This window comes from Neorhizobium sp. PAMB6630 (assembly GCF_058242775.1).
Genome location: NZ_JBZAYV010000002.1, coordinates 228,825 through 253,234 on the forward strand (window position 1 = coordinate 228,825; position 24,410 = coordinate 253,234).

27 protein-coding genes and 2 pseudogenes are annotated in these 24,410 nt (G+C 58.7%); 7 read left to right on the top strand and 22 right to left on the bottom strand.

All coding sequences use genetic code 11. The annotated features are described in order from the left end of the window. Positions 1-141: 141 nt before the first annotated feature. The 9 genes from AC4CWF_RS19795 to tnpA form a co-directional block, all read right to left on the bottom strand. The gene (locus AC4CWF_RS19795; protein WP_491286971.1) at positions 142-1,317 is read right to left on the bottom strand and encodes an FAD-dependent monooxygenase; all 1,176 of its coding nucleotides are present in this window, start codon (positions 1,315-1,317) and stop codon (positions 142-144) included. Next, a complete protein-coding gene (locus AC4CWF_RS19800; RefSeq protein WP_491286973.1) occupies positions 1,314-2,531 on the bottom strand; it encodes an MFS transporter in 1,218 nt (405 codons plus the stop codon). The genes AC4CWF_RS19795 and AC4CWF_RS19800 overlap by 4 nt, the downstream gene beginning before the upstream one ends. 6 nt (positions 2,532-2,537) lie before the next feature. Then, the gene (locus AC4CWF_RS19805; protein ID WP_491286975.1) at positions 2,538-3,590 is read right to left on the bottom strand and encodes a TonB-dependent receptor; all 1,053 of its coding nucleotides are present in this window, start codon (positions 3,588-3,590) and stop codon (positions 2,538-2,540) included. After that, positions 3,591-4,562: a TonB-dependent receptor plug domain-containing protein gene (locus AC4CWF_RS19810; protein WP_491286977.1), complete on the bottom strand. Its 972-nt coding sequence runs from the start codon at positions 4,560-4,562 to the stop codon at positions 3,591-3,593. Between the two features lie 133 nt (positions 4,563-4,695). Beyond that, on the bottom strand, positions 4,696-4,866 hold the full coding sequence (locus tag AC4CWF_RS19815; RefSeq protein WP_491286979.1) for a hypothetical protein: 171 nt from the start codon (positions 4,864-4,866) through the stop codon (positions 4,696-4,698). A gap of 89 nt (positions 4,867-4,955) precedes the next feature. Then, complete coding sequence (locus AC4CWF_RS19820; protein WP_491281691.1) at positions 4,956-5,540, bottom strand: plasmid pRiA4b ORF-3 family protein; 585 nt, start codon at positions 5,538-5,540, stop codon at positions 4,956-4,958. Then, entirely contained in the window at positions 5,540-7,195 is a 1,656-nt protein-coding gene (gene tnpC / locus AC4CWF_RS19825; RefSeq protein WP_491281692.1) for an IS66 family transposase, read from the bottom strand. The genes AC4CWF_RS19820 and tnpC overlap by 1 nt, the downstream gene beginning before the upstream one ends. Before the next feature lie 78 nt (positions 7,196-7,273). After that, entirely contained in the window at positions 7,274-7,621 is a 348-nt protein-coding gene (tnpB, locus tag AC4CWF_RS19830) for an IS66 family insertion sequence element accessory protein TnpB (RefSeq protein ID WP_491281693.1), read from the bottom strand. Further along, complete coding sequence (tnpA, locus tag AC4CWF_RS19835; RefSeq protein WP_491281694.1) at positions 7,618-7,959, bottom strand: IS66-like element accessory protein TnpA; 342 nt, start codon at positions 7,957-7,959, stop codon at positions 7,618-7,620. Before tnpA ends, tnpB begins: the two co-directional genes overlap by 4 nt. Positions 7,960-8,091: 132 nt before the next feature. Here tnpA and AC4CWF_RS19840 point away from each other — a divergent pair, with 132 nt between their 5' ends. Next, positions 8,092-8,835 carry a helix-turn-helix transcriptional regulator gene (locus tag AC4CWF_RS19840; protein ID WP_491287703.1) on the top strand — a complete coding sequence of 248 codons (744 nt, stop codon included), beginning with the start codon at positions 8,092-8,094 and terminating at the stop codon, positions 8,833-8,835. Between the two features lie 63 nt (positions 8,836-8,898). Here AC4CWF_RS19840 and AC4CWF_RS19845 read toward each other — a convergent pair whose 3' ends face one another. Next, on the bottom strand, positions 8,899-10,005 hold the full coding sequence (locus AC4CWF_RS19845; RefSeq protein WP_491286980.1) for a Fic family protein: 1,107 nt from the start codon (positions 10,003-10,005) through the stop codon (positions 8,899-8,901). A 730-nt stretch (positions 10,006-10,735) separates the two neighbouring features. On the opposite strand from AC4CWF_RS19845, the gene AC4CWF_RS19850 reads away from it, so the two are divergent. Continuing rightward, the gene (locus tag AC4CWF_RS19850; RefSeq protein WP_491287705.1) at positions 10,736-12,571 is read left to right on the top strand and encodes a hypothetical protein; all 1,836 of its coding nucleotides are present in this window, start codon (positions 10,736-10,738) and stop codon (positions 12,569-12,571) included. Between the two features lie 263 nt (positions 12,572-12,834). On the opposite strand, the gene AC4CWF_RS19855 is transcribed toward AC4CWF_RS19850, so the two are convergent. From AC4CWF_RS19855 to AC4CWF_RS19890, 8 genes are all read right to left on the bottom strand, one after another. Then, the gene (locus AC4CWF_RS19855; RefSeq protein WP_491287830.1) at positions 12,835-13,053 is read right to left on the bottom strand and encodes a hypothetical protein; all 219 of its coding nucleotides are present in this window, start codon (positions 13,051-13,053) and stop codon (positions 12,835-12,837) included. A gap of 19 nt (positions 13,054-13,072) precedes the next feature. After that, positions 13,073-14,524 carry a tripartite tricarboxylate transporter permease gene (locus tag AC4CWF_RS19860; RefSeq protein WP_491286981.1) on the bottom strand — a complete coding sequence of 484 codons (1,452 nt, stop codon included), beginning with the start codon at positions 14,522-14,524 and terminating at the stop codon, positions 13,073-13,075. A 41-nt stretch (positions 14,525-14,565) separates the two neighbouring features. Next, entirely contained in the window at positions 14,566-15,039 is a 474-nt protein-coding gene (locus tag AC4CWF_RS19865; RefSeq protein WP_491286982.1) for a tripartite tricarboxylate transporter TctB family protein, read from the bottom strand. Next, on the bottom strand, positions 15,030-15,989 hold the full coding sequence (locus AC4CWF_RS19870; RefSeq protein WP_491286984.1) for a tripartite tricarboxylate transporter substrate binding protein: 960 nt from the start codon (positions 15,987-15,989) through the stop codon (positions 15,030-15,032). The genes AC4CWF_RS19865 and AC4CWF_RS19870 overlap by 10 nt, the downstream gene beginning before the upstream one ends. Positions 15,990-16,050: 61 nt before the next feature. Then, complete coding sequence (locus AC4CWF_RS19875; protein WP_491286985.1) at positions 16,051-16,644, bottom strand: peroxidase-related enzyme; 594 nt, start codon at positions 16,642-16,644, stop codon at positions 16,051-16,053. Beyond that, positions 16,641-17,123, bottom strand: coding sequence for a CMD domain-containing protein (locus tag AC4CWF_RS19880; protein WP_491286986.1), 483 nt, complete (start codon positions 17,121-17,123; stop codon positions 16,641-16,643). The genes AC4CWF_RS19875 and AC4CWF_RS19880 overlap by 4 nt, the downstream gene beginning before the upstream one ends. After that, positions 17,120-18,595, bottom strand: coding sequence for an NAD(P)-binding domain-containing protein (locus AC4CWF_RS19885; protein ID WP_491286987.1), 1,476 nt, complete (start codon positions 18,593-18,595; stop codon positions 17,120-17,122). Before AC4CWF_RS19885 ends, AC4CWF_RS19880 begins: the two co-directional genes overlap by 4 nt. Next, the gene (locus AC4CWF_RS19890; RefSeq protein WP_491286989.1) at positions 18,592-19,563 is read right to left on the bottom strand and encodes a LysR family transcriptional regulator; all 972 of its coding nucleotides are present in this window, start codon (positions 19,561-19,563) and stop codon (positions 18,592-18,594) included. The genes AC4CWF_RS19885 and AC4CWF_RS19890 overlap by 4 nt, the downstream gene beginning before the upstream one ends. 106 nt (positions 19,564-19,669) lie before the next feature. Here AC4CWF_RS19890 and AC4CWF_RS19895 point away from each other — a divergent pair, with 106 nt between their 5' ends. Together AC4CWF_RS19895 and AC4CWF_RS19900 are read left to right on the top strand one after the other, a co-directional pair. Beyond that, positions 19,670-20,140, top strand: coding sequence for a hypothetical protein (locus AC4CWF_RS19895; RefSeq protein ID WP_491286990.1), 471 nt, complete (start codon positions 19,670-19,672; stop codon positions 20,138-20,140). A gap of 26 nt (positions 20,141-20,166) precedes the next feature. Next, on the top strand, positions 20,167-20,304 hold the full coding sequence (locus tag AC4CWF_RS19900; RefSeq protein ID WP_491286991.1) for a hypothetical protein: 138 nt from the start codon (positions 20,167-20,169) through the stop codon (positions 20,302-20,304). 205 nt (positions 20,305-20,509) lie between these two features. On the opposite strand, the gene AC4CWF_RS19905 is transcribed toward AC4CWF_RS19900, so the two are convergent. The 3 genes from AC4CWF_RS19905 to AC4CWF_RS19915 are packed head-to-tail and all read right to left on the bottom strand — an operon-like array spanning position 20,510 to position 22,248. Continuing rightward, positions 20,510-21,349, bottom strand: a complete 840-nt coding sequence (locus AC4CWF_RS19905; RefSeq protein WP_491286992.1) for an MBL fold metallo-hydrolase — start codon at positions 21,347-21,349, stop codon at positions 20,510-20,512. A gap of 21 nt (positions 21,350-21,370) precedes the next feature. Beyond that, entirely contained in the window at positions 21,371-21,697 is a 327-nt protein-coding gene (locus tag AC4CWF_RS19910; RefSeq protein ID WP_491286993.1) for a hypothetical protein, read from the bottom strand. 5 nt (positions 21,698-21,702) lie between these two features. After that, complete coding sequence (locus tag AC4CWF_RS19915; RefSeq protein ID WP_491286994.1) at positions 21,703-22,248, bottom strand: sugar ABC transporter; 546 nt, start codon at positions 22,246-22,248, stop codon at positions 21,703-21,705. Between the two features lie 169 nt (positions 22,249-22,417). On the opposite strand from AC4CWF_RS19915, the gene AC4CWF_RS19920 reads away from it, so the two are divergent. After that, positions 22,418-23,317 (top strand): LysR substrate-binding domain-containing protein, encoded by a 900-nt coding sequence (locus AC4CWF_RS19920; RefSeq protein WP_491286995.1) that lies wholly within the window; start codon positions 22,418-22,420, stop codon positions 23,315-23,317. Between the two features lie 23 nt (positions 23,318-23,340). On the opposite strand, the pseudogene AC4CWF_RS19925 reads toward AC4CWF_RS19920, so the two are convergent. Next, positions 23,341-23,457, bottom strand: a pseudogene (locus tag AC4CWF_RS19925) (DUF3363 domain-containing protein); the annotation flags it as partial. 159 nt (positions 23,458-23,616) lie between these two features. Between AC4CWF_RS19925 and AC4CWF_RS19930 the strand changes: the two are divergent. Both AC4CWF_RS19930 and AC4CWF_RS19935 read left to right on the top strand, forming a co-directional pair. Next, positions 23,617-23,808: pseudogene (locus tag AC4CWF_RS19930) on the top strand (LysR substrate-binding domain-containing protein); the annotation flags it as partial. Between the two features lie 100 nt (positions 23,809-23,908). Further along, a complete protein-coding gene (locus AC4CWF_RS19935; RefSeq protein ID WP_491287832.1) occupies positions 23,909-24,388 on the top strand; it encodes a hypothetical protein in 480 nt (159 codons plus the stop codon). Positions 24,389-24,410 lie beyond the last annotated feature (22 nt).

Consider the following 24,410-nt stretch of genomic DNA (forward strand, 5'->3'; position numbering starts at 1 on the left):
AGCCTATCCAACGCCATGATGAGGCGGTCACAGTGCCGACCTCGAAGAGAACCATGAGCCTGACCTGCGATGCCCACTGCGACCAGCTTGACAACCGCGATTAGAGAACGCGGCGGGACACGATCCAACGCAGGAACTTATTCAGTTCGATCGCATGCGCGCCAGTTCTATTTCCGACCGGATGGCGCCACTGAAATAACGGCCAAGCCATGCGCGTGGCATGTGGCGCATAACGAAATTGCGCAGACGGAATGCAAATCGGCTTTGCGGAATGAAAATTGCCGCCATCTTGCGGCTTCTCGCCTGAAGTCGGCCGATGATCGGCCGCAGGCCCGCCTCGTGATGCGCCAGCGCTCCGGTCACGGAACCGCCATCCTTCAGCGCTTGCGCCAGCATTTCCGCAGAGGCGAGCGCCATACCCGCCCCCTGCCCCGAAACAAGTGTCAGACAATGCGCGGCATCACCGAGGAGCAGCACCCGACCCTTCGACCATTGCGGCAGGTCGACCATGGTCAAGCTGTCAACGACAATGGGATCCTCTCCGCTTCCAGCCTGTTCCAGCAGCGCGCGAACCTGTGGATGGCTCGTCGAACTGACGCTTTTGAGCAAAACCGCCTTCTCCGGCATCAGTTCCAATCCGCTGCGCTTGTCGCGCCAGACATGCATGGCGGCCAGACGCCCGCCATGCAGCGCATAATATTCGGCAAGATATCCCGGTTCCGCATAGGATACGAAATCGGTCTCGAAATCCTTCGGAGCGTCGACATCATAGACAGAAAAGTAATAGCCCAGCGGCTGAAGACAGTCGCCGTCCGGCCCGAAGAGCGCTTGCCGCGTGTGCGAACGAAAACCATCGGCACCAATAAGCAGCTCCGCCGTCACCGTCTCACCGCCGGCCAGGGTCACGTCGATATGCGAACCCTTATCCTCGAAACCGGCCACGGTCTCACCGAAACGAATTTCAGCCTTATCCGGCAGACTGTCTGCCAGTGCCTGCACCAGATCGCTCCGGCGTATTGCGAGATAAGGAAGATCACGAATGAAATCGCGATACCGCAATCGCAGCAGTTCACGCCCCTTGCTATCCTTGTAGACGTTCTCGTCGATCCGATATGACGCCGCCTCCAGCGTCTTGATGAGGCCCATGCGGCTGAGGGTCTCGAACCCAAGGCCGGAGAGGCCGAGCATGTAGCCGTTCCGACGCAGTTCCGTAGCTCGTTCGACCACGAGCGAGCGCCAACCGGCCTTGTCCAGCCACCACGCGGCAGCAAGACCGGCGACACCGGCACCGACTATGACGGCAAGCGGTCTGGTCATGGTGAAACTTCCTTTCTCAAGAGACGCTCGAAGAGGAAAAGTAGCGGCGGTACGATTGCCGTCAGCAATGCCGCCAGAGCAAAGACCGGGGCGTAGCCGGATCTTTCCGCCAGCATCGCACCACTCATGCCGCAGATCGCGGCGGCAATGGCACTGGCGCACTGGAAAAGCGTGAAATCGACACCCGGCTGTTCCGCAGAGGCAAGCGACATCAAGCGCGCGTAACTGGTGACAAACCCGGCAGCCATAACCGCACTTTCAAGGACGAACAGGCTCACGAGAAGATAGAGATGCTCCGAGGCTAGCAAAACGGCGCTGGCCAGCGCCACCAGCGAAAAGACGTGAAGGCCGGCAACGAAAAGCATAACCCGGACCGCCCCGAAGCGCTGGACGAGTGCGCCACCGGCTGCAGTGCCGGCAAGCCCCGCCGCGACGCCGCCGCCGCCGTTCAGCAGACCGAGCGTTGCGAGCGGCAAACCGGCATCGACCAGAAATGGCCCGGTCAGCGCCTGCGCCAACCGTCCACCCAGTTCGAACGTGATCGCCATGAGGATGCCGATGTGGATCTCGCGCCGCCGCAAGGCATTCAGCAATCCGGCAGTGGTGAGCGGGGCGGTCGGCACGGTGGCCTCTCGAACCATCGCCATCGGCACTGTAAACAGAAGAACGAGCGCGGCCAGAACGAAGGATGCCGCCAACCAGCCCAGCGCCGCATACGCGGCAACGAAGAGACCGCTACCAAAGATCATGCCGAGATAGCCGCCGCCAACCTGCGCCACATTGGCCAGCCCTCGTCGATTATCGGGAAACTGTTCGATCAGGAAAGCATCACAGGCAATGTCCACCGTGGCTGATGCCAGTGCCATGATAACCAGCAGGCCGATAATAACCGAAAAATCCGTCCCCCCGGCAAGGCCAAAGGCCATGAGAGCCAGCACGACGACGGCCTCACCTGCAAGGATCAGAACCCGCGAACGGCGCCGTCCGCCTGTACCGATGCGCCATCGTTCAACCGGTCCGGCCCAGAGAAACTTCAAGGCCCAGATCAGCATTGCAAGCGAAACGAGACCGATCCGGTCAAGTGCCACATTTTCAGCGCGCAGCACGGCGGGAACGCCCAGAAACGTCAATCCGCCAACGAGGCTCTGGGCGGTGTAGATGCCGCCTGCCGCGAGCAGCAGGTGCGGCAGGGGCATAGTCGAAGATGCGCGCATGGCCGCTCAGAATTCCTTGCGCAATGTCAGGCCGAAGGTCCGTCCCTTGCCCAGCGTGCCAAGCTCAGAGACTCCATTCACATAACCCGAAGTCTTGTAGGATGTGTCTGCGATGTTCTGGACGTAGAGCTTTGCCGAAAACCCGTCCGCCTTTGCAAAATCAAGGCTGGCGTCGAAGGTCGCGTAACCTGATTGTCCGGTGGCATTGGCCTCGTCGAACCAGGTCTTCGAATAAACGTTGGCCGCACCGTTGGCCGTCAACGTGCCGTCGAACAGAGTGTCGGTCAGGACATAGGCAATGTTCAGGTGGGTGGTGATATCAGGCGCATAGGGAATGCGGTTTCCGTCATAAGACGTGCCGGTATAGGGATCGGTGAAATCGGTAAACTTGGAGCGCCCGAAGGCGGCATTGCCGGTCAGCGTCAGCTTTTCGGTGGCACGCCATGCCGCCTCCAGTTCGATGCCGGTGCTGGTGGCCTCACCCGCATTGCGGATAAACTGCTGCCCGACCATGCCGACATAGATCTGCTTGTCGGAGGAGCGGATGTGATAGACGCTCGCCGATAGATCCAGATCGCCGTTGAGAAGCGTGGATTTAAAGCCCGCCTCGAAGTTCCAGTTCGATTCCGGATCGTAGGGCGCCGCGTCGATGGACGAGGAAATGCTGTGGTTGAAGCCGCCGGGCTTGTAGCCACGCGAGACCACGCCGAACAGACGCAGATCAGGCGTCAACTGATAACCGACAGCGAATTTGGGCTGAAGGCTGGTGAAGTCAGCATCGCGTTCAAAATCGAACCCCATGCCCATGCCGTAGCTATCGGCACGGAAGGCATCGATGCTCGAGCGATCGTAGGTCGCACGCAGGCCCCCTGTCAGGTCGAGCCGCTCAGTCGCATGCCAGGTAACCTCGCCAAAAGCGGCAACGCTATCTGTCACGATAGTGTTGGTCGACGCTCCATAATAGGGTGCAATTGCGCTTTTCCAGCCTGTGAAATCGTTGTGGCTGTACCACAACCCGGCAACGCCGCTGAACAGATCGCCTTCATAGCTCAGGCGCAACTATTGCGAGATCGTCTCGTCATCCTGCGGCCATTGATAACGGCTGCCCGCACCGGCGGAGAAGTCACGCTTCACATCGCTTTTCTGATAGCCGGTGATGCCGGACAATGTAAAATTGCCGAAGTAGTAATTCCACTGGCCGGAAAGCGTGGTCACGTCCCGACGAAGATCGGGAATGTCGCCGTAGAGACCGCTCCGGTAAATCCGGTCGTCCACATCGGCCTCAAACGAATAGAGTTCCTCGTGGGAAAGCAGCTTTTCCTTCGAATAACTGACGGCGGCATCAAAATCGCCGCCGGTCGGCGCATAACGCAGCGTCGCTCTACCGTACCCGTTATTGGAGCTGTTAATGTCATCCTTGCCGGTCGTTGCATCGTCGATATCGCCGGAGAAGAGACGGAAACTGGCAGCATAATCGAAGTAAAGCGCGTCCGGCACCACCACCGCCGTTCCGCCGATCTCAACGGAGGGTTCGTCTAACGAGACATTCGTTTCGACATAGAAGCGGTTTGCGTCGCTACGCTTTGTGATGATGTTGATCACGCCGCCATAGGCATTGGCCCCATAAAGCGTACCCTGCGGGCCACGCAGAAGCTCGACCCGCTCCACATCGGTCAGCATCTGCGCAAAGGTCGAGGGCAGTTGCGGCACACCGTCAACATAGACCTGAACGGTCGGATTGAAATAATCCGGCGAGGAAATGCCACGCACCGTCACGTTGGAATAGACCCGATTGCCGCGATTGCCCATGCTGACGCCGGGAAACACCTTCTGGAGATCGTCCACCGTGCGCACGCCGCGCTGCGCAAGTTCCTTGCCGGTGACGACCGTGACAGAGGCATCAACCTTGCCGATCTCCTGCGCGCGCTTGGTGGCGGTAATGGTAATTTTCTCCAGAACTGTCTCGCCTTCGGCGTCCTGCGCACGAGAATCCGCCCCGGAAAGCGCCAGAAGGCACACCGATGCCGTCAAGGCCATTTTTCTACCGCGCAACATATTGAATCCCCAATGCCTGCGAAATAAACTTGAGTTCCGTATTCCAGTTAACAAATGCAAAGGCTAACGTTTTCCGGACGCGAATTGACGGAATCCGGACTAAAAACGGTCACGAAAAGGACAAAGGCATGAGCTGCATCGAGACTTCGGTGAAGGAAAGGGCAGATGCCGTTGCGATGCAGGACTCGACCAGCTGGAAGACATGCGTCGATGCTGAGATCGACCAGCTTGGCTGGCGGGAGGCGACGCGGATAGAGCAGCCCGGCGACGACGTCACCATCTATACGATCGACGTGACGCTGCCTGAGGATCTGGTTTTCCGGCCCGAGGGACCCGCGACCTTTGTAAGCATTCGCCGAGGACCGCAGGTCAGCTTTTCTTGCGCGATCGGCGCTTCCACTTTGCGGCTAGAGCCTCGACGTTTTTGCGGAGATTGGCGGCGTCGACATCGCCCGGATCGTAGTGTGCGTGGCCCCACCATTCGACAAGTTCGTGGTGACGCTCATGGTTGGTGTCCGCAATGGCTTCGCGGAACTCTTGATAGCCCCAGGGACCGCCGACATCCTCCGGTGGACACCGTCCGACAACCTCGAGAAGGAATGGATCTTCGAAGCCGGCGGTCGCCGGAAAGATCTTTTCGATTTTCACAGAGTGCGTCCAGCCGTCGCCGAAGTCATAGAGATACTTGAATGACTTCGCGCCAATATCTTCGATGGCAGCAAGAAGCGTTTCCTTGCGTGCATCGATGGGACCACCAAAGCCGTCATCAGGCAGGCCGAAGCCGATGTCACGGATCCTGAACTCATACAGATGGCTGTTGGTCCAGCCGAAGGCCTCCTGAAGGATCTCATGAAGCCGGTCCAGCCGAATGCGGAATGGCACGACAACGCGGCGCATCACCAAGGGGTCAACGTCATCGAGCGTGACCTTCAAGCGAACGAGAGGACCAGCCATCAGGCCGCCTGCCTCAGTGGCGATGTTGCGGTTTTCCGCCAATTCCAGGGGAGAAGCTCATCAAGACGGCTGGCTGGATGATCGGCGATGCGGGCGAGAACATCGGCAAGCCAGGCCTGTGGGTCAATGCGGTTCATCTTCGCGGTGACGATCAGGCTGTACATGGACGCCGCCCGCTGCCCCCCTCGATCGGACCCGGCAAATAGCCAGGCTTTTCGTCCGAGCGCCACACCGCGCAGAGAGCGCTCCGCGCAATTGTTCGACAGGCAGATACGGCCGTCGTCCAGGAAGCGGGTGAAGGATTCCCAGCGGTTCAGCATATAGTCAAATGCCTTTGCCAAGTCATTGTCGCGCGGCAACCTGGCGCGGTGTTCGCGTATCCATATCTCCATGTCGTCAATCAGCGGTTTTGACAACTGCTGGCGGATTGCTTTTCTCTCATCGGGAGTGCGGCCATTGATATGGCGTTCGATTTCGAACAAAGCGTCGATCCGCTGCACCATGTTCAAGGCGACCGGCGAGATGACGGCGGCACTTTTACCCTGCGCTTTTCGGCGCGCGTTGGCCTCCAGATCGGCTTGCGCAAAGAATGGTCGCCTGGCATGCGCCCAACACGCTGCCTCATGAATCGGGCCCGGACTTCGATCAGGAAGATAAAGCTGGCCATAGCCCGTATAGGCATCCGCCTGAAGGATACCGCTATAGTTGGCCAGATGCGCCTGTGGATGTTCGCCGGCCCGGTCCCGGGAATAATAGAACATCGCCGACGGAGGCGCCGTACCGCCAAACGGAGCATCATCCTTGACGTAGCTCCATATCCGACCGGTAACGGTTTTGCCGAGAGCCAGAACCGGCACGGTCGTGTCATCACCGTGGATCCGTTCAGACGCGAACGTATGGCTTTCAATCCGCCGCACCAGCGGATCCAGGACCTGGCAGCACGTGCCAATCGCGTCTGCCGCAGTCGACAGACTGATTGGCACACCTTCCAGGGCAAAACGTTCGACCTGGCGATTGAGCGGAATGTGCTGGCCAAACTTGTCGCACAACATCATCGCCAAAAGGCTCGGACCAGCCCACCCTCTCGGTATGACATGGAAGGGTGCAGGTGCCTGGCTGATCTTCTCGCAGTCACGGCAGGTGAACTTTTCCCGAACGGTCTGAATGATCTTCCAACTCCGCGGTACGCTCTCCATCGTTTCGGTAATGTCTTCGCCGAGCTTGCGAAGCCGTTCACCGCCACAGCAGTTGCAGGCAACCGGGCCTGGCACGACAAAACGCTCACGCGGCAGATGTTCCGGGAATGGCTTCTTGACCGGCCGCTTGCGCGTAAAGCCGGTGACCGCAATCGCCGCCGCCGCAACGGCCATCTCGGCAGCAAGCTCATCTTCGGTCGCCGTCGCTTCGGCGTCCTCAAGCATCAGCTCCATCTGAGCAATCAGCCGCGCCGTCCGTTCCGACTTCTGACCGCGCAGTTCCCGTTGCAGCTTTTCGATATAGACTTTCTGGCGAAGAATGATGGCCTGATCATCGGCTTCCTTGGCCTTGGCAACAGCCAATTCGGCCAAAGCGGTAGCTCGTTCCAACCGCGCAATCGCCAGCTCTGCCTCCAGGGCAGCAGCATGATCACGGGGATTTTCCGAGCCGGTTTCCATGCTCGAAGTGAATCATAAAACCACTGATTTGTATAGCTTTTCCTGGCGCCCCGCTCGCAAATCCCGCCCCAAAAGACACTATCCAGCGCTCGTCGGCCGCCATGTCTGCTGCGGGTTCCGCCAGTCAATTCCCTCAAGCAAATAGGACATCTGGCCAGCCGTCAGCGCAATAGCTCCACCCTGCGTCGCCGGCCAAATGAAACGGCCGCGCTCGAGCCGCTTTGCGTATAGCGAAAGCCCAAATCCGTCATGCCAAAGAGCCTTGATCAGCCGGCCGCTTTTCCCGCGGAAGACAAAAACGTCACCCTTGAACGGATCACGACCCAAACCTTCCTGCACGATCAGAGCAAGGCCGTGCATTCCCTTGCGCATATCGCAATGGCCGCTCGCAATCCAAACCCGCACGCTCGAACTGATCGGGATCATTTGAGCGCACGCATCACGGCTGCAGCAAGATCACAAGGCGCCCCGGACGCAATCCTCACCTTGATACCGTTCGCAAAGTCCACAACGATGGTTGTCGCACAACCATCGCCGTTGCCAGGAACGTCCAGGACAGTTGCCGGCACGAAAGCGGGCTCATCTTTCAAAGACAGCGCTTGGCGCCGCCACGTGTAGAGCAGCCCCGTCGAAACATCAAAACGACGCGCTACTGCCGAGACATTTGCCCCCGGAGCAAATGCTGCCTCCACAATCTCCCGCCGTTCATCCGGTGACCAACGACGACGTCGTTCTTGACCCGTCAGCAAAATGGCCTGTGCCATCGTTCCTCATTGCGCTCTTAAGTTCACTCTCAAGAGCGCAAAATCACGATATCACCAAAAACTCGCAAGGCGGTCCACGCCGGAGGGATACCGACCTTTTCCCTTTCCGTCTTTCTCGACGGCACCGGAACGCTGTCAGTCGATGGGGCCAAACCGCTCAGCGTACAGCCGGGAACTGCCGTTTTCTTCGCCTGCGACCGGGTTACGCGTGGCGAAAATCATGTCGATGCCGGCCGCCGCCTGAGCATCGTGGATATTCGTGTGGAAAGGCCGCTGCTCGAAAAGTTAGGCGGTATTTCGCTCGCGCGCCTTGGCGGTGCCGTGATAACAGAGCACAGCCTGCCGGATCAGGATATTTACCTGATCGGCTTCAAGGCGCCTGCCGAACTGCTGACCGTCGCCGCCGATGTTCTGCAATCCCGCTTCGGCGCAGGGCTGGCGCGCCGCGCCTATCTCTATGGCAAGGCCATCCAGGCCGTCAGTATCGGCCTCGATGCCGTGACCCGCCAGTCCGATGGTTCGCCGCTCAAACCCCTGACGGGAGAGGAACGGAAGCGGCTTCGCGCGGCCATGACGCTGATCGAACAGCATTACAGCGCCGACTGGACCATCGCTCGGCTGGCTCGCGAGGTCGGCCTCAATGAGCGCCGTCTCAAGGAAGGATTTCGTCTGGCGATCGGCACGTCGGTCCATGCCCATCTACGGGCGACACGGCTGGATGTCGCCGCAACGCTTCTTTCCGCAGGCTCAAGCGTCACCGAAGCGGCCTATGCCGTTGGCTTCGATAATCTGAGCCATTTCAGCAAGGCGTTCCGCGAAGCAAAGGGTGTGCTGCCCAGCCGCTACCGGAACAGTGCTGCTAATTCTTGGTCTTGAAAGGACTCGAACAGCCGTTCGCTAGATAATGACTTTGGTGGTGTTCATTGGAGTGGTAGCGAATTATTTCTGCAATGACAGTGAGTACCGAGTATGCCGACGTTCACCCGTACGCGTCAGTGCACCGATCTCCACGAGTTGCTGAAGGTCGCGTGTTGCTGTAGCGCGGGATGTATCTGTGATCGAGATATAGTTTTCGGCACTTAGACCTCCCTTGAAGCCAGCCGTGCCTTCCTTGAAGATGCGCGCGACTACCTTTTCTTGCCGCTCGTTCAGCTTGTCCCGAAAACGATCATAGAACTTTGCTTTCTGGATGAAGAAATCTACGCGCTCAAGCGTCGCCTGTTGAGCATCCAGGATAGTTTCTGAAAAGAAAATGACCCAGTCGGTGATATCAAGCGTGCGCTGGTGCCGCTCAAGCTCTGAGTAATAGGCCTTCCGGCGCTTCTCGATTGTGAAGGCGAGTGAAATGAGGCTTGGCTGCCCTATGTTTTGCGCTAGGGATTTTTCGGCGAGCGCGCGCCCAATTCGGCCGTTGCCATCCTCAAATGGATGTATGCTTTCAAAGTAAAGGTGTCCTACTGCGGCGCGCGTCAAAGCTTGAAGCGACGTTTGACCATCTGGCCCGGATTGATTGAACCATGTGCTGAAGGTCTCCATCTCAGCGGCAACCTGACGAGATGGGGGAGCCTCGAAGTGGATAGTGGGTTTGTCCAATCGACCCGATACAATCTGCATGGCGTCTTCATGCGTGCGGTAAGCACCAACCGTTTCAATATATCGGTTTCCGGCCATCAGCATTGAATGCCAGCGGAACAGTCCCTCATGACACAGCGGCCTATGCCAACTTCGATAGACATCCGCCATCATCTCGGCGATCCCCCGCTCTTGGGGGCGGATCTGTCTATCATCAGTGTTTAGCCCGAACTGCCGGCGGAGTGATGACTGGACACTCACGCGGTCCAGAAATTCCCCCTCGATCTCTGAGGTCTTGACCGCTTCGTCGCTCAGCAACTCAATGCGAAGTTGGTTGCTGTCGTCATCGTTGAAATGTCGAACAGCACCGATAACCTCGCCGGCGGACTGCAAGAATTTCTGCTCCAACGATATCAGGCTTGCGGTATCGTATCTGAAGTTTGGCCAGTTAGTGTTTTGCCAGTTCCATTTCATGAGTTATAGAATCCCTCTCTATAGCTCATAATTATTGCCCGAAATGAGCTATTGCAAGCCCGTCTATCGCTCAGCACCACAATCTGCATCTCTCCATTCAAGAAGCAGCGATCGACAGCTAACCTCTTGCCCTAAACATATTTTGTTAATGGGCGCCCCCTATTTCCGCTCGCCCTCGGCACTGGTGCCGAGCGAAAAGGAATAAGCATGACCAAACACGACCTTTCATCACGACATTTTCAGCAAAAAAATTTCGGAATTCTGCGAGCTTCGTATCGCTCCAGTCGCATCCAGGCGGGTGTTCGAAAATATACGGCCCTATCTGGCCAGTTTGATCATCTACCGCAAATCGCCCCCGCTTCTGAATGGCCATATCGACTGGAAGATGATCGGTCAGGCCTGTGGGATCGAAGCCGAGTTAACGGCAGAACTCAAAAAGCAGGTCCGGCCAGGCTTGGATGCAATCATCCGCTGGCTCGGCGCACCACCAGCTACCGAAGAACGACGACCACCAAAGCCGACAGGTAGCACGGGTAAAATGACGCCCGCCAAGAAGGCAGCTTCCGCACGCTCCGCCCGACAGCCACAACGCGCGGCGATCGCTGGCACCTTTGTCCGGTCTGCGTCAACATCGCCCGGCCCAGCACCAAAACCGATAAGCCCTTTCCCAGAAGCACTATTTGAAGCGACAGAAGATCCGACGAGCTTTCAGGACGCATTGGTCTACCATATGCGTCGGTTCGGCGACACCTATTGGCAGCTTTACCGCGCCGTTGTTCATCTGAATGAGACCTTCGACAACAAGACGCTGCTATCCTGGATCCACGGAGAGCGCGTGCCCCGATCTGTTGCCAGTTTCAACATCCTCCGCCGCATCAAGCGACGCTATCGACTTTCAGAGGGATATTTCAAAGAGAAACTGCCGCATCAGGCACGCTCGCTGTATGGTCACGATCTCGGTGACATCAGCCCAGCTGAGCGTCGACGGATTTCACTGCACCTGCCCGAAGACTTCAACAGCCTGCCCTTTACCAAGCGCGAGGAGATCCTCGATTGGGTGCGCCGGGTGATCATTTCCGGCTCTACGGAATATCGCCGCTATCAGGCGGCGGCCAGCAAGCAGCGATATGCCATCCGATTTCCCGGCCTCACCTATGGCAGCAGTTTTCTTTCCTCTCGGTCATTGGCATCGGCGGCCGGCACCAATCAAAACGTTGCCGCAGAACTTGATGACCCTGATCTGCTCTCCGGCATTGTCGACGCACCGCCGAGACTTGCCATGGAAATGGCTGATCTCATCCGCTTCAAGACTTCGACGCTGACGGCGATTGGGTTCCAACGGAACGGCGTCTGGGGTGAAGAAACGGCCTCCCAGAAGATTGAGCACCTCGGCTTGATGTTTGGTGCGCTTGCTGCCTCGCCAAACGGTGTCGTGAAGGGTTTCGGTGTGCCAGTCAGCCAGTTAAGCTTCGGCCTTCTCGTCTTCCCTGGCGTTTGGGACTGGTATCTGCAGTGGCGGGAACAGCGACGTGGCTTCTACACCAAGTGGGAAGAAGACATGCTGATGGTCGCCCAAGCCCTATCTCGCGCGGAAGTCGGTTGGATCCGGCAGCATCCGGAGCTGCTTCGGAATGTCAGGCCCATTGCGGGCTTGATTGAGCAGGAAGAAATCGATTTTGCGGCTCGCGATTGGCATGGCGCCTGTGATGCGTTTCACCGACATGCCGCTAACCGTTCCAAGGAGATCCAGCGAGTGATGCGCGTGCATCGCGATCCATTTGAACCGATCATGTGTGTACTTGAAGCGGACAGCCCGCTGGCGGAATACCGTAAGATCACGGACGAGATCGTGAGACACATGCCGGATGAGAAGAGATATCCACGACCGGCCGCCGAAGCCGTTAGATCATTCCTATTGCTTCGGCTGGGCCTGCACCTTGGGCTCAGACAGAAGAACCTTCGCCAACTTCGTGTCTGCCCCCGTGGACACTATCCGACGTCAGAACGCCGGCTGGAGGATATGAAGTGCGGTGAGCTGCGCTGGAACGACCGCGATCATGGGCGGGAGGTCCTTATCCCATCGGTCGCGTTCAAAAACTCTGGCTCTTCTTTCTTCGGACAGAAGCCGTTCCGGTTGATTTTGCCCGACCTTCTCGATCTCTACAAATACCTCGACGCTTACATCCACAGGCATCGTGGAGTTCTGCTTGGCGGTGCGAAAGATCCCCAAACGCTATTCGTCAAGACGGTGAAGACGACCAGTATTGATGCTGCTTACAATTCGACCACATTCTACGAGGCTTGGCGGACTGTCATCCAACGTTACGGCATCTATAATCCCTATACCGGACGGGGTGCGATCAAGGGCCTCCTGCCGCATGGACCGCATAACCTGCGGGACATTCTTGCGACGCATATTCTGAAGCAGACCGGATCCTACGAGCAGGCGAGCTATGCCATTCAAGATACGCCCGATGTCGTGCAGCAGCACTACGGCCGCTTCCTTCCGCAAGACAAGGCCGCACTGGCCGCCAAGATCCTCAATCAGGTTTGGGAAGCTGCGTAAGATCGAATGAGATGCTCGGCTCGGACACTCAGAACATGTTGCATCTGGGCCGAGCGTCCTCGTCTCCGCCTTGAGAGGGATCGAACCATCGTTCAGCGTACTAGATTTGTAACTTTTGATAACCTTAGCCTATTTGGTTTATTGCTTTCCACGCAGAACTGAGCTGGTTAGGCGCATAATTTCCTTTGAGAGTTGAGCCATGTGAACCTTCCTCCAAACGCGGTGAGCGACGGGGCAACGGAGTGATTCACATGGGACCACTGTTAAACATCATCCGTCGGGGCACTGCGCGAGAAGCAGTCGATCCGCGAGATCAGCCGGCGCACCCGGCTGTCGCGCAACACGATAGCGAAGTACATGATCAACGAAGCCATTCGGTGGCATCGTTCTGCTGTACCGTGCTGATCCAGCCGCTCGCTCGCATAATCCCATAAGATTTGGGAATTCAATTTCAGGCTATTGAAAATAGGAAGGGCAAGCATCGCCTTGCCCTTCCTGTGCTCAGATCGCGGAGCGGCGCCGATCTTTCCACATGGCCCAGACGGGGGCTGCCAGGATAAACAGCGTAAGGGCGACCATGACCATCGACATCGGCGACGAGACCAGGGCGAATGCATTGCCGCCCGCGATCGTCACCGCAAGTGCAAGCTGACTTTCCGCGATCGGGCCGAGGATGACGCCAAGGATGATCGGAGCGCTGGGAAAGTGCAGTTTGTCGAGGAGATACGCGATCAGTCCAATGGCGAGGAGCATATAGAGGTCGAACATGGAGTTGTTCACCGCATAGACGCCAATTGTCACGAACAGCATTATGATCGGTGCTAGAACCACGCGTGGAAGACGCAGGGCCTGGCCGAACACGCGGGTGGCCGTCAGGCCGCCAACGATTGCAAGCAGAAAGGCTGACAACAGCATCTGCAGCATGAAACCATAGACGATATCCGGAGACTCGCTGAACAGTTGCGGGCCGGGCCGCAGGCCATGCACCAGAAGCCCGCCAAGAATGACAGCGGCCACGCCGGAGCCAGGAATCCCCAAGGTCAGGGCCGGGATCAGCGATGCCGCATTGTCGGCACCGTTGCCGCATTCCGAAGCGGCGACACCTTCCGGATTGCCCTTGCCAAACGTCTCGGGATGTTTGGAAGTCCGTTTGGCGTCGTTGTAAGCGAGATAGCAGGACATTGAGCCGCCGGCACCCGGCAGGATCCCGATGATGACCCCGATGACTGAGCTTCGCATCCAGACCGGAAGAAACCGTCTCCACTCCCGGAACACCGAACCCTGGCGCTGAAGCTTCAGAAGATCACCCGCCATGCCCGTCTTCAGTGCTTCCTCGATCATCAGGATGACCGGAGGAACAGCAAACAGAGCCGTCAAAAGCACGACGATATCGAGCCCGTCGGCAAATTCCAGCAGGCCGAACGTGTAGCGTTCCGCGCCCGTCGAGATGTCCGTCCCCATGGTGCCGATCAGGAGGCCGATCACGGTGGCAATGATACCCTTGAGGAAATCGTCCCCGAGCAGGGAAGCAACCGTTGCAAGGCCCAGAATCGCGACCCAGAAATATTCTGCCGGGCCGAACAGCAGGCTGAGTTTCACCAGAGCCGGCGCAAATAGGATGAGCGAGATGGCCGAAATCACCGACCCGATGACGCCGGAGACGACGGCGACCTGCAAAGCGTATGCTGCCTTGCCCTGCTTCGTCATCTCGTATCCATCGAGAATGGTGGCAACCGATGCCGGTGTGCCCGGCACCCGCAGCAGAATTGCTGGTATCGCGCCGCCGTAGCTGCCGCCATTGTACATGCCGGCCATCATCCCCAGCGCAAAAAGCGGATCGAGACCGAAGGTAAGTGGAATAAGAACGGCAATGCCCGTGGTCACGGTCAAGCCGGGCAGCGCCCCGACCACCAGCCCCGCAACGGTGCCCAAAAACACCGCAAACAGGTTCATGGGATCTAAGACATTGGGTAGCGCACTCCAGATCGCATCTATCACAGGACGGCCTCCAGGAAGAAATCGAGAAGATCGGGCGGAAGGGGACGCTCCAGAAGCCCTGCAAAGACCAGCAGAATGACGGAGATCGTGCAGACAACGACCGGAATGACGAGGCGGAGGTTTGTGTATCCCAGCAGCACCGGCAAGCCGACCCCCACAACGAGGCTCGGCACCACATATCCCAGAAGATCGACCGCGACTATGTAGGTCAGCAGCGTGGCAAATCCGAGCAGGAAACGGCCTGGATGATCGAGGAGGCGCTGGCTTTTGTCGTCCGGCTGCACGAGTAAAGCGCGCAGGATAACCAGGAACGATGCTCCCGCCAGCATGATGCAGAGCACGCGGGGGTATCCCGCGCTCTGCGTCGGATAGGTGCCAGCTTCGACAAAGGCCCAGGCTGCAACGGCAATCAATGCCGCCGCAAACCCGATCTCCGCCTGCTTGTGCGTCGGATTGAAGCTCAACGCCACGGGGTCACCTTCCAAGTTTCGGAGAGATCGGCAGTGATCTTGGCGATCAGCGCCTTGTAGTCGGTGGCGTTCAGGTAGTGCAGCGGGATTTCCGCCTTCTTGGCCGACGCCAAATAGTCGGGATCCTTCAGCGCCGCGTCGAGTGCGGCCTCAAGCCGGGCAACCATTTCAGGCGGGACACCCGCGGGCGCCGCGATACCGCGTGAGGTGGTTACGATCAGATCGACACCTTGTTCCTGGAAGGTCGGCGCGTCCGGCATGGAGGCCTGGCGCTGATCGGCCATGACGCCAAGGATGCGGATGTCGCCGGAGCGGGCCAGTTGCAGCGCCTCAGAGAGGTTCATGGTCGCGGCAGGAACGTGGCCGCCTAGAATGGCTTGGCGAACCGGGGCCGTTGAACCGAAGAATGCGGGCGTGAAGGTGGTGCCGGCAAGTCGATTGAGGTTGAGGATGCCGATGTGCTCCGAGGAACCCGCGGCACCCGAGGTGCCGACGACGATGGCGCCCGGCGCTGCCTTTGAGGCCTCCATAATGTCTGCCAGCGTCTTGTAGGGGCTGTTCTTGCCGACGACGAGAATGCCCGGATCGTAGACCAGATTTCCAATCGGCTGGAAATTGTCCATGGTGTATTTTGCCTTGCCTTCCACGACGAGCGCGTTGAAGGCCGGCGGATTGATCATCCCGATCGTGTAACCGTCCGGATTGGCGCGGGCGAGCGTCGTCCAACCGATTTCTCCACCGGCGCCCGGTTTGTTGATGACGGCGATGCTGGCTCCATTGCCCAGGTGTTTTTCCATGAACAGCGCGATCGAGCGTGCAGCGACATCTGTACCGCCGCCGGGCGCGAAAGCGACGATCATTTCGATCGGCTTTTCCGGATATTCAGCGGCGGCCGGAAAGACGGCAATACTGGCGATGAGGCTGCCAAGCAGCCAGGATTTTATACTCATTTCAGAACCCCTTTTTTTTGTTGAGCCGCGTTGGTGCGACTGTTGTCGAGGACACCCGTTGTCAGGTGCCCGGTTGGTGATTGGGAAGAGATGTCGCGGGTTGGGCGTGTCCCAGGACGTGCATCAGCCGATTGGCCCAGCCGAAGATCGCGATAGCGTGGATCAGATCGATGATTTCGATATCGTCTATTCCGACCGCACGCAGCCTGGCGATATCCTCTTGCGTCGCTTGTGACGGCGTGACCGAAAGCCGGTTTGCGAAATGATAGATTGCCGCATCCCGCTCACCGAGCATCTCCGGCTTTCCGAGATAAAGGGCCGTAACGAGTGCATGGCTTTTCGTCAGATGGGCGTGCTGGCGCGCATGAACCACGGCACAGTAACGGCAGCCGTTGACCATCGATGCGCCAAGTGCGCCAAGTTCCCTGTCCGGGCGGGGTAGTCCGCCCTCGACATACATGATCGCATTGAACAGCACCGTTCGGGCCACATAGCTTTCAGGGTCATGAGCCAATGTCCGGACATATTCCGAAACCTTCTTTGCGGAGGGCGTGACCTTCATTGCATCGAGTTGCTCCGGTGTGGCCTCGGAAAGCTCGACCGGAGCTATGTGGGGATGCCACGTCAGCGGCTTCAGGCGGACAGTGGAAATCATGGTGCCCTCATCAGGCGCAGGCCGGTCGCAACACGCGTTTGAAAGTTGACGAACGCAATGAGCTCGGAAAGCGCGACAATCTGCGGATTATCCAGACCCGCCTCCATCAATCTGGCAATATCACTCGCCGCAGCTTTGCTGGGTGTCGATGTGATGAGATCGACATGGCGGGCGATCGTCGCCAGCGGCTCATCCAGATCTTCTGCCCCTCGCGAAAGGGCTAGAAGCTGCCCGGACGGGTCGTGTTCCGCCAGTTGGGCGTCATAGTCAGCAATTAGCATCTCATCGGCATTCAACGCGGCAATGCGGCGGGCAAGCGCAATACGCAGGCCGGTTTCAAGCCCCAGACCGTGTTGCGGGGTCAAAACCGACAAACGGCAGAGTTCGGCACCCTGCACGAATTCCGACCGCAACCGCCGCGCCTCGAAAACTGGATTACCCGGAGTGAGACCGGCAGCCTTGTCCATGGCGTCAATCACAACGCAGTCTCCTTCTGCAGCAAGGGTGTTGAATCGACCCATTCGTCGCCCTGAAGTTCGGGGGTGTCATAGGCTGTGAGGTTGGCAAAGTGCTCTTCGACATCCGCAGCGAAAAGCGATGCCGCAATCCCACGGACCAGCCGGTCGGCACCAGCGCTGACGGCAGGGATGTCCCCGGAGACCTTTCCATGCGTCAGCATTGCCGCATCATTGAAACAATGAATATGCGCGAGTATCGGGCAGGAACCTGCTACCCGCTCGCGAAACTCGAAGGCGGGGCCAAGATCCGGCGCTTCGGACATGCCGCCGCGGGGTGGCCCCATGTCCGGCGTATAGCGGCCATCCGCCCAACTACGGATATGGGGTGCTATGGATGCGAATTCCGGCCGGCCGGTGAAGTCGTTCGAAAAGCCGGTCGCCGCAATCAGAAAATCGTAGCGCATGGACCCTTGCGTGGTTTCGATCAGCAAGGCACCAGCATCTTCCCTGACGGCGACAATGCCGCAGTCGAGAAAGAAGCGTGCGTTTCTGTGGCGGGATACGCGCAACGTCGATGAGCGGGGCGGCGGCGTCTGTGTGGACGCCGTATATTCGACGAATTTCCACTTCCAGGCATCGGGCAACTGGTGCATGCCATGCACAACCCCTTGGCTACCGATGCCGGTCATCTTGTTGATGCGCGGCATTTCCTTTCGCCGGATCAGCATGTCAACAGAGCCTGCGCCCGCTTCCAGCGCAGTTGCGGCGTTGTCCATGGATGAGGCCCCTGCCCCGATGACCGCGACACGCTTCCCCTTGAGGGTCTCAAAATCGATGTCGTCCGCGGAATGCGCCCAGTATTTTCGGGCGATACCGGTCAGGAAATCCGGGACGGCAAAGCCACCAAGCCCCGACCGACCCGTTGCGAGCACGAGATGGCGCGTGAGAACGCGGCCCTTTTCAGCTCCATCAATATCGACGGCAATCAGACCGTCAACGGTCGATACACCGGTCATCCGCACGCCGTTGCGCACCGGAAGATCGAGAACCTTGCGATACCAGATAAGATAATCCATCCACTGGCTCTTGGGGATCTTGTCGAGCGCCTGCCAAGCTTCCACGCCCCACTGCGACGTGAACCAGGCGCGAAAGGTCAACTGCGGCAGGCCCAGCGCCGGACCGTGCAGACTTTTCGGCGACCGGAGTGTCTGCATCCTTGCAAATGTGACCCAGGGCCCCTCAAGCCCAGCCGGAGCCGCGTCATAGGCGACGACATTCGGGATACCGGTCAGGACCAGCTTTGCAGTGGCCGCCAGTCCACACATACCCGCGCCGACAACCACAACGTCACGAACCTCGACGCCGCCATTCGAGTGAGCCGGAACCCATGGCTTTGCGGGCAATTCAAGGAATTCCAGATCCTGTGCGAGCTGGGCCTCAAGTGCGGCGAGACCTGCCGGCAATTGCAGCGCGGCGTTGGGAATTTTGCTCATGATACATTTCCATGGTTTGTGTCCGAGACAGGACCCGTCACCAATTGTCCCGCCAATGCAGGATCGAGCTTCCTGAACCCTGCAATCGACCTCTCCGCCACCACCTCGACAGCATCCATCAAAGCCTGTGCGACGGGGCGCAGAGGCCGCTTCTCTGCGGCCAGAACGCCCCAGTAAAATGGAACGGTAACGTCAATAGGTCTGACGACCACGCCAGGCAGGCTCAGGCCGTAGGCTGTGACGGGATCGATGATGGCGGCGACCCCCGTCTGGCGTACGATCTGCAACGCGCCGTAAGAGATGTTCGTCCGAATGACCGGACCGGTCTCGATGCCGCGCGCGACCAACGCCTTTGCGATATGCAACTGGAAGCGTAATGGATTGAGCATCGTTGCGAGGCGGCGACCGGCGAAGGCGGACAAGGGCACGACATCGAGCGCGGCGAGTGGATCATCTTCGCGCAGGGCAACGACGTCAGGCGCAGAATAAAGCCGCAAAACATCCAGACCGGGCGTGTCAAGCGGAAGGCTGGAAAAGCCGATCTCGGCGCGCCCCGAGCGAACTTCCTGGGCTACGATCGAGGGAAGAAACTGCCCCAGATGGGTTTCATGCGGCAATTCCACGCCGACAAGCTCCGCCATTGCGGAAGGGATCAAACCGGTTCCGATAGCGGATGTTGTAACGATCTGGAGAATTCTTCCCTTGCCGGCGGCGATCGTCTTTGCGCGCGCTGCCAGTTCCGTGAATGACATCAGCAGGCGCCGGGCCTCCTCCTCGAACGCGACACCCTCTTCCGAAAGCTGAATTCTCCGGCCGATCCGATGCAGCAGCTGAAAGCCAAGCTCCGTTTCAAGGTCCTGAACCGTGCGGGTTACCGAAGGCTGCGATCGTCCAAGCAGCTCGGCCGCCTTGGTGATGCTGCCGCTTGCAGCAACGGCGAGGAATGTCTGAAGATCGCGGGTTTCCATTTTTTCCTTAATGCGTATTAAGAATGATTATCGATGATCAATCCACATTTGATATATGTCAACATGAATGGTCAATCTCTGTGAGATTTTTTCGGCGGGCTAATTTATGGGCAAGGTCAAGTGGCTCGTGAATTCACGAGAGCTGGCGACCGCTGGGTGGCCAGCGAAAGATTTAAAGGGGAAGATCGAGAATCTAACAGCGCAGTTCAGTGCGGCGAACATACAGATTGCGACACGGAAGCTTCTCCTCCTTGCCCGCAACAATGGCGACAAAACCAAGCAGCGGCTGATGTCGATTGTCCGCGATCTGATACAGATGGTTGGGATCGGCAAGACACCCGGCCACCGGCCGGCGCGCTTGCAGGTCCATTGCGCCATCTTTAACATCATGGCCTCCAGGGAGGTCCTGGATCTGATGGAGCACCAGTTCCTCACTGCGGGCAACGATCTGATGGTGAGTACAGCTTTCGCGAGCTCGACAGTGAGCTCAAACGCAAAAAGCTCCTCGCCCGTTATGGCCAGGAGCTTCATGTTTTGTCGGTTGCGGGGCCTGATTGGACTGAGGCTTGTAGAATAGTTGCTCTTGAACCAATACGAACCTTCGTGCGAATCCTGATCGGCATGGCGCAGGCAGGAACGGGATGGGCTGTGCTGCTGGACTATCTGTGCGCCGAAGCTCTGGCCACCGGGCAACTCATGGAACTGCCGACGGCGCGCCTGGGGCCGGACAACGCGCTCTAGCTCGTCTGGAATAAGACGGCACTCCGCCATCCTCGTGTTTTGCATGTAAGAGATTTTCTGCTGCGTGCGGTTTGAGCGCGTAAGCGTGGATGAACGGCTGCCGCTTCCATAATAGCCCTCGATAGCAGCGAAGGGCCGTGGGCCAGCACGCCGCGGCGGATGCTCTGTGGTTTCGAACGTAGCTCGCGCCAACAGCGGCACTCGCTCATTCCTCATATGCGACACCGTAGGCCAGCTTTTTTCGCTCGATCCGCGCGAAGCCGGGTTCGCCCAGGTGCATGCCGGCGATCAGCAGTTGCTCGGCGGCCACGCAGTTCAAAAGCCTTGATCGTGTCGCGGCTGAGAGCGACGCATCCTGATCGAACGCGATCGACACCTCCGGGCGCGGAACCTGGATCTGGGGGAAATGAACGATGTCGCCCCAGACCAGCAGGCTCTTATCCCCTGAATCGAGACGATAGCCGGTGTGTCCGGCTGTATGTCCCGGCAGCGGCATCGCTGTGATACCGGACAGCACCTCGCCGCCCTCAATAGTATGCAGTCTGTCGCGATAGCCATCGAACGCCTGACGCGCCACGAGGAAGTTGCCACGGGCGCGCTCGGGCGCACGGCTCAGATTGCCGTCATCCTGCCAGAACGCGACTTCGAGGTGGTGGGCGACAAGCTCGGCGCTCGGGAAGACGGCTTCGCCTGAAGCGTCCATCAGCCCCCCCACATGATCGGGATGGGCGTGCGTCAACAGAATCGTATCGATCGCGGAAGGCTGGATGCCAGCCAGTAGCAGATTATTTTTCAGTCGACCGCCCCACTGCTTGAAACCACCTGCTCCTGCATCGATCAGGACCGTGCGACCGCCTCCTCGGACAAGGTAGCAGTTGATATGGATCGATGTATGATCCGTTATCCCCGCATTTTCCTGCATACGGGCGGCATCGGCCGGGTCGATGTTTGCAAGAAAGTCGAAACTGGCGTGGAGATAGCCATCGCTGACTGCGGTGATTGTTAAATCACCGATCTGTTGGTTGGGTAATGCGAAACTAGACATTGGTTTTCTCCTGGCATCCGCTCAATGTCGCGCGTGAATGCTCGACGCTTCATAGCCAAAGCAACGGATGCGCGCGCTGAGGCCGATATTGCCCGTGATGGCCTCGTCCAGTTCTTCCATGAACCGATCCATGACTGGCGGCGTCCGAAATGGCTCAAGGCGATATTGGACCTCTGCGAAAGCGGGGTGCCCCCGGCCATGCCGGACAGCGACATAGACAATATGCACGTTCGCCAATACGGCCCGGAGAATGTCGGTGCAAAGGTCTGTGCATTGCTCCGTGAGGTCAGCCAGAGCTTCGTCCGGCGGCATCCTGTCTGCGGGAATATAGATCGTAACATTCGGCATCGGCGCTACCGCGCCTTCCCGACAGCGGCGTCAACGTCATTCGTCAACTGCGCCGTCATCGGCACATAGACATGGACGCCTTCAGATAGATGCTCAATGTCAGACACGCTGCCGCGTTCCACCTTGGCGAGCCAGCGGTGTTCCGGGAACTTCTCCAGTGCGACCGCCTGCATCGCATAGGGGGTGAGGCCCAGCCGGATCAGAGGTTCGGGGCCTGTTGCGCTCAACGCCAGATATTCGCCATCCCCAATACAAGGCGCGCGGTCGATGCCGCCATAGAGGTTCCGGTGCCAGTCGGTGATGTGCTGTTGCCAGCGTGCGAAATTGCCGCCACCCTTATGGCGGTATTCCTCACCCGTCAGGATGTCGAGGCCGTCAATCGAGTGTAGAGCGAGATAGACGGGGCAGCCACGGCTCAGCGCCTTGAAACGCTGCGAGGTGTGGAAGCCAGTCACCGAAATGAGGGCTGGCAGCTTGTCCAGGCTGTAAAAGTCGTTCCATTCCGCTTCGCTGCCCGGATCGGCAAAGCTGCATTCCACCGTATAGATCATTGTACCACCTTCGACCGAAAGCGCGTAGCTTCGGGCCTCGTCTATCGTTGATATTTTCTCATGATAGACTGGTGATATCCTCCCATATATCGACAATGGATCAAGCTTCAGTGATCTAATATCAAGGTGATGGCAGATCGAAGGCCGAACCATCCCGTGAGGAACCATCATGCGCCGCAAGATTCCCAGCAATTCCGCACTCATGGCGTTCGAGGCGTCGGCTCGTCATGGGAGCTTCGCTCGCGCAGCCGACGAACTGGCCCTGACCGAAGGGGCGATCAGCCGCCAGATCGGCCGGCTGGAAGCCTTTCTCGGCGTCACGCTGTTCGAGAGAGTCGGCAATCGCGTCCGGCTTTTGCCGAATGGAGAACGTTATGCGGCGCAGGTTCGCGAGACACTCGACCGGTTGGAGCGTGACAGTCAATATCTGATGGGGCAGCCCGGCGACGGCGCGAGCCTCGACATCGCAATCTTGCCTACGTTCGCCACGCGCTGGCTCATCCCGCGTCTGAAGCCGTTCCAGGAGCGGCATCCGCATATCACCCTGCATCTTGCCGAACGGATGGAGCCATTCGTTCTCACCGGCAGTGGGTTCGACGCTGCTATCCATTTTGAGCATCCTGCCTGGACGGGAATGCGCACGCACCGCTTGCTGCATGAGGTGCTGGTTCCGGTCTGCCATCCGGCGCTGATCAGGGGCCGAGACCCTGTCACAGCCCTCGATGCGCTGCCGCGGCTCCATCGCCGCCAGAACCCGGACGCCTGGCATCGCTATGCGCAAGAGGCAGGGGTCGTGCTGACCAATCCTGCGATTGGTCCCCGCTATGATCTTCACTCCATGCAAATCGAAGCCGCGTTGGCCGGTCTCGGCGTCGCGCTAGTGCCGCGCCTCTACATAGAGACCGAGTTAGCGGAAGGTCGCCTGGTCGCGCCCTGGCCCGACGGTCAGTCGATCTCCAAGACCTTCTGCCTCATCCTGCCGGAGCCGATCCGACTGAGCGACGGTCCAATACAGGTTTTCTCAAATTGGCTTCTCAAGGAGGTGCAACCGTCAAATCCAACGCTTTGAAGGCGACCTCTGGATCCGTCACAATCCAGGCCCCTTCTGCCCCCCAATTGCCACGAGACCGATCCGCCCTGAACGATGCCTGTCACCTCCCGCCCAAGCTGGCGGTCAATCACCGGTCGCCACGGGACCAGCGTAAAATCGATGCATGGCGCTTTGCGCGTCACATCGATGCGCTTGAGCAAGCTGTCGGAAAGGCGCTGTTCGTCCGGACGCAGCGCGGTCTGTCGCCGACCGACGCCGCGCGGGAGCTGAGACCGCTCGCAGAATCACTGGCCTCCGTGTCGGCGGCTTTCCTTCGCATGGCCGATGGGCAAACCGCTGAAGTCCGCGGCAGGGTGCGGGTCAGTGCAAGCGAAGTCGTGGGCATAGAACATCTTCCCTCGATCCTGACGCGGCTGCGCGAAAGCCATCCTAACCTTGGGATCGAACTCTCGCTTTCGAATTCGGTGGATGACCTCCTACAACGTAAGGCAGACATCGCGATCCGCATGGTCCAACCCGAGCAGCAGGCCTTGGTGGCGAAAAGGATCGGCATTATACCCATCGGTTTGCATGCGCCGATACCTAGAGCGCCGGGGCGTTCCCAACAGCATGGAGGCACTCGCGGATCACGATCTGACTGGCTTCGATACCGAGACGCCGGCGATCCGGGCAATTACGCAACGCTACCCGGCCATAAGCCGAAGTGCCTTTGCGCTGCGCGTCGACAGCGATGTCGCTCAGCTTGCGGCGATCCGGGCGGCCTTTGGCATCGGTATCTGCCAAGTGCCGATTGCCTCTCGTCACTCTGATGGTGTTCAGTTTTTGGCTTTCTTTTGCATCGGGATACTGTTCGGCAATCTCAACGCTATGGCGATGCGCTCTCTTGGCCAGGTCGCTGGCCTGGGGGCATCGCTGATCGCTTCGGGGTCAAGCTTGGTCGCCATCCTATACGCCATTGGCGCCGGGAGTTTCCATGACGGGTCAGTTGTGAATTTCACGATCGGTTTCTTTGTCGCTGGCGCCAGCTCTCTCATATTAGCGGCACTGGCAAAACGGAGTGACGCTTCGCCAGTCGAAGCAGCTCAGTAAGTGGAGCAACAGTCGGATTGAT

Bases quoted from the DNA above. Each gene is read 5' to 3' on its own strand.
- AC4CWF_RS19905 (WP_491286992.1), bottom strand. From the start codon at position 21,349: ATGTCTAGTTTCGCATTACCCAACCAACAGATCGGTGATTTAACAATC.
- tnpC (WP_491281692.1), bottom strand. From the start codon at position 7,195: ATGGAAACCGGCTCGGAAAATCCCCGTGATCATGCTGCTGCCCTGGAG.
- tnpA (WP_491281694.1), bottom strand. From the start codon at position 7,959: ATGGCACAGGCCATTTTGCTGACGGGTCAAGAACGACGTCGTCGTTGG.
- AC4CWF_RS19795 (WP_491286971.1), bottom strand. From the start codon at position 1,317: ATGACCAGACCGCTTGCCGTCATAGTCGGTGCCGGTGTCGCCGGTCTT.
- AC4CWF_RS19890 (WP_491286989.1), bottom strand. From the start codon at position 19,563: ATGGAAACCCGCGATCTTCAGACATTCCTCGCCGTTGCTGCAAGCGGC.
- AC4CWF_RS19855 (WP_491287830.1), bottom strand. From the start codon at position 13,053: ATGCTTGCCCTTCCTATTTTCAATAGCCTGAAATTGAATTCCCAAATC.
- AC4CWF_RS19920 (WP_491286995.1), top strand. From the start codon at position 22,418: ATGCGCCGCAAGATTCCCAGCAATTCCGCACTCATGGCGTTCGAGGCG.
- AC4CWF_RS19915 (WP_491286994.1), bottom strand. From the start codon at position 22,248: ATGATCTATACGGTGGAATGCAGCTTTGCCGATCCGGGCAGCGAAGCG.
- AC4CWF_RS19815 (WP_491286979.1), bottom strand. From the start codon at position 4,866: ATGGTGACGTCGTCGCCGGGCTGCTCTATCCGCGTCGCCTCCCGCCAG.
- AC4CWF_RS19820 (WP_491281691.1), bottom strand. From the start codon at position 5,540: ATGGCTGGTCCTCTCGTTCGCTTGAAGGTCACGCTCGATGACGTTGAC.
- AC4CWF_RS19845 (WP_491286980.1), bottom strand. From the start codon at position 10,005: ATGAAATGGAACTGGCAAAACACTAACTGGCCAAACTTCAGATACGAT.
- AC4CWF_RS19800 (WP_491286973.1), bottom strand. From the start codon at position 2,531: ATGCGCGCATCTTCGACTATGCCCCTGCCGCACCTGCTGCTCGCGGCA.
- AC4CWF_RS19935 (WP_491287832.1), top strand. From the start codon at position 23,909: ATGGAGGCACTCGCGGATCACGATCTGACTGGCTTCGATACCGAGACG.
- tnpB (WP_491281693.1), bottom strand. From the start codon at position 7,621: ATGATCCCGATCAGTTCGAGCGTGCGGGTTTGGATTGCGAGCGGCCAT.
- AC4CWF_RS19895 (WP_491286990.1), top strand. From the start codon at position 19,670: ATGGGCAAGGTCAAGTGGCTCGTGAATTCACGAGAGCTGGCGACCGCT.
- AC4CWF_RS19885 (WP_491286987.1), bottom strand. From the start codon at position 18,595: ATGAGCAAAATTCCCAACGCCGCGCTGCAATTGCCGGCAGGTCTCGCC.
- AC4CWF_RS19870 (WP_491286984.1), bottom strand. From the start codon at position 15,989: ATGAGTATAAAATCCTGGCTGCTTGGCAGCCTCATCGCCAGTATTGCC.
- AC4CWF_RS19850 (WP_491287705.1), top strand. From the start codon at position 10,736: ATGCGTCGGTTCGGCGACACCTATTGGCAGCTTTACCGCGCCGTTGTT.
- AC4CWF_RS19860 (WP_491286981.1), bottom strand. From the start codon at position 14,524: ATGAACCTGTTTGCGGTGTTTTTGGGCACCGTTGCGGGGCTGGTGGTC.
- AC4CWF_RS19875 (WP_491286985.1), bottom strand. From the start codon at position 16,644: ATGATTTCCACTGTCCGCCTGAAGCCGCTGACGTGGCATCCCCACATA.
- AC4CWF_RS19910 (WP_491286993.1), bottom strand. From the start codon at position 21,697: ATGCCGAATGTTACGATCTATATTCCCGCAGACAGGATGCCGCCGGAC.